Source organism: Pseudomonas sp. CM27, from assembly GCF_013179515.1.
Taxonomy (GTDB): Bacteria; Pseudomonadota; Gammaproteobacteria; order Pseudomonadales; family Pseudomonadaceae; genus Aquipseudomonas.
In genome coordinates this window covers 1-3426 of sequence record NZ_JABMCN010000211.1, presented here as the reverse complement: position 1 = coordinate 3426, position 3426 = coordinate 1, and the positions used below count along the sequence as shown (strand labels likewise).

The 3426-nt window shown below is 58.5% G+C and carries 3 protein-coding genes; all 3 read right to left on the bottom strand.

The features are described from left to right. Positions 1-1226 (bottom strand): F0F1 ATP synthase subunit beta (atpD, locus tag HP547_RS22265; protein ID WP_172287442.1); only part of this gene is annotated, 1226 nt, incomplete at its 3' end. 27 nt (positions 1227-1253) lie between these two features. Continuing rightward, positions 1254-2114: a F0F1 ATP synthase subunit gamma gene (gene atpG, locus HP547_RS22260; RefSeq protein WP_172287441.1), complete on the bottom strand. Its 861-nt coding sequence runs from the start codon at positions 2112-2114 to the stop codon at positions 1254-1256. Positions 2115-2162: 48 nt separating this feature from the next. Beyond that, positions 2163-3426: F0F1 ATP synthase subunit alpha (gene atpA, locus HP547_RS22255; protein WP_172287440.1), on the bottom strand; the 1264-nt coding region annotated here is incomplete at its 5' end.

Here is a 3426-nt window from a genome sequence, read left to right as displayed (position 1 = left end):
TGTCCTTCGGCCACGAAGAACGGCTGCGACAGGAAGCGCTGGATCTTACGAGCGCGGGCTACCAGTTGCTTGTCGGTCTCGGACAGTTCGTCCATACCCAGGATCGCAATGATGTCCTTCAGCTCTTTATAGCGCTGCAGAACATACTGAACGCCACGAGCGGTGTCGTAGTGCTCATTGCCGATCACGTTCGGGTCCAGCTGGCGCGAAGTCGAGTCCAGTGGATCGACCGCTGGGTAGATACCCAGGGAGGCGATGTCACGAGACAGAACGACGGTGGCGTCCAAGTGGGCGAAGGTGGTCGCTGGCGACGGGTCGGTCAAGTCGTCCGCAGGAACGTATACGGCCTGAACGGAGGTGATCGAACCTTCCTTGGTGGAGGTGATGCGCTCTTGCAGAACGCCCATCTCTTCAGCCAGGGTCGGCTGGTAACCTACTGCCGAAGGCATACGGCCCAGCAGTGCGGATACTTCGGTACCGGCCAGGGTGTAACGATAGATGTTGTCGACGAACAGCAGAACGTCGTTACCTTCGTCACGGAACTTCTCGGCCATGGTCAGGCCGGTCAGCGCTACGCGCAGACGGTTTCCTGGTGGCTCGTTCATCTGACCGTAGACCAGCGCTACCTTGTCGAGAACGTTGGAGTCCTTCATCTCGTGGTAGAAGTCGTTACCCTCACGAGTACGCTCACCCACACCAGCGAACACGGAGTAACCGCTGTGTTCCATGGCGATGTTACGGATCAGTTCCATCATGTTTACGGTCTTGCCGACACCGGCACCACCGAACAGACCAACCTTACCACCCTTGGCGAACGGGCAAACCAGGTCGATAACCTTGATGCCGGTTTCCAGCAGGTCGTTGCCGCCTGCCTGGTCAGCGAACGAAGGCGCTGGCTGGTGGATACCGCGACGCTCTTCTTCACCGATCGGGCCGGCTTCGTCGATCGGGTTGCCCAGTACGTCCATGATACGGCCCAGGGTGGCCTTACCAACAGGAACGGAAATGGCAGCACCGGTGTCGACGACATCCAGACCGCGCTTCAGGCCTTCGGTCGAGCCCATGGCAATGGTACGAACCACGCCGTCGCCCAGCTGCTGCTGAACTTCGAGGGTGGTTTCCGCGCCTTGTACTTTCAGCGCGTTGTATACACTCGGTACGCCGTCACGTGGGAATTCCACGTCGATGACGGCGCCGATGATTTGAACGATACGTCCGCTACTCATAGCTGGATCCTCTGAATATGTGAACCGTTAAACCGCGGCAGCGCCGCCGACGATTTCCGAGATCTCCTGGGTGATCGCAGCCTGACGCGCCTTGTTGTAGATCAATTGCAGCTCTTTGATCAAATCACCGGCGTTGTCTGTGGCGTTTTTCATGGCGATCATCCGGGCCGCTTGTTCAGCAGCGTTGTTCTCGACCACCGCCTGGTACACCTGCGACTCCACGTAACGCACCATCAAGCCGTCCAGCAGCTCTTTTGCGTCGGGTTCGTACAGGTAGTCCCAGTGGTGCTTGAGTTCCTGATCCGGGGTTGCCACCAACGGTACCAATTGCTCGACCGTCGGTTGTTGGGTCATGGTGTTGATGAACTTGTTCGAAACCACCGAGAGGCGATCGATACGGCCATCGAGGTAGGCGTCCAGCATCACTTTGACGGAGCCGATCAGATCATTGATCGATGGCTCTTCGCCCAAGTGGCTGATCGCGGCTACGACGTTGCCGCCAAAGATGCGGAAGAAAGTCGCACCCTTGCTGCCGATCACGCACAGGTCGATTTCAACGCCCTGTTCGCGGTTTGCGCTCATGTCCTTGACCAAGGCCTTGAACAGGTTGGTATTCAAGCCACCGCACAGACCACGGTCACTGCTCACCACGATATAACCGGCGCGCTTTACAGGGCGCTCGATCATGAATGGGTGGCGGTATTCCGGGTTGGCGTTGGCCAGATGACCGATCACCTGGCGGATACGCTCCGCGTAAGGACGGCTAGCAGCCATGCGCATTTGTGCCCTGCGCATCTTGCTGACCGCCACTTTCTCCATGGCGCTGGTAATTTTTTGCGTGCTTTTGATGCTCGCAATCTTACTGCGAATCTCTTTTGCGCCTGCCATGTATCACCTATCAGGTTAGCAAGCGGGGGCCAGGGCCCCCGCTGCGGCTTACCAGGTCTGGGTGGCCTTGAACTTCTCGATGCCGGCTTTCAGGCCTGCGTCGATTTCGTCGTTGAAGTCACCCTTCACGTTGATCTTCGCCATCAGTTCAGCGTGATCACGGTTGAAGAAGGCGATCAGTGCTTGCTCGAAGCTGCCGATCTTGGAGACTTCTACGTCAGTCAGGAAGCCACGCTCAGCGGCGTACAGCGACAGGGCCATGTCCGCGATGGACATCGGCGCGTACTGCTTCTGCTTCATCAGCTCGGTAACGCGCTGACCATGCTCCAGCTGCTTGCGGGTCGCTTCGTCCAGATCGGAAGCGAACTGGGCGAATGCAGCCAGCTCACGGTACTGAGCCAGAGCGGTACGAATACCACCGGACAGCTTCTTGATGATCTTGGTCTGAGCGGCACCACCTACGCGGGATACCGAAACACCGGCGTTCACTGCAGGGCGGATGCCCGAGTTGAACATGGCCGATTCCAGGAAGATCTGACCGTCGGTGATGGAAATCACGTTGGTCGGAACGAACGCGGAAACGTCGCCAGCCTGGGTTTCGATGATCGGCAGAGCGGTCAGGGAACCGGTTTTGCCAGTGACAGCACCGTTGGTGAACTTCTCGACGTACTCTTCCGAAACGCGCGATGCACGCTCCAGCAGACGGGAGTGGAGATAGAACACGTCGCCTGGGTACGCTTCACGTCCTGGTGGACGGCGCAGCAGCAGGGAGATCTGACGGTACGCAACGGCCTGCTTGGACAGGTCATCGTAAACGATCAGCGCGTCTTCACCGCGGTCACGGAAGAACTCGCCCATGGTGCAACCGGCGTATGGCGCCAGGAATTGCAGTGCAGCGGATTCCGAGGCACTGGCAACAACCACGATGGTGTTGGCCAGGGCGCCGTTTTCTTCCAGCTTGCGAACGATGTTGGCAACGGTGGAACGCTTCTGGCCGACAGCAACATAAACGCAGAAAATACCGGAATCTTTCTGGTTGATGATGGCGTCGATGGCCATGGCGGTCTTGCCGATCTGACGGTCGCCAATGATCAGCTCGCGCTGGCCACGGCCGACAGGGATCATGGCGTCGACGGATTTGTAGCCAGTCTGTACAGGCTGGTCTACCGACTTACGCCAGATCACGCCTGGAGCCACTTTCTCGACCGCGTCGGTCTGGGTGTTGCCCAGAGGACCTTTGCCGTCGATCGGGTTACCCAGTGCGTCGACAACGCGGCCCAGCAGTTCCTTACCAACCGGAACTTCCAGGATG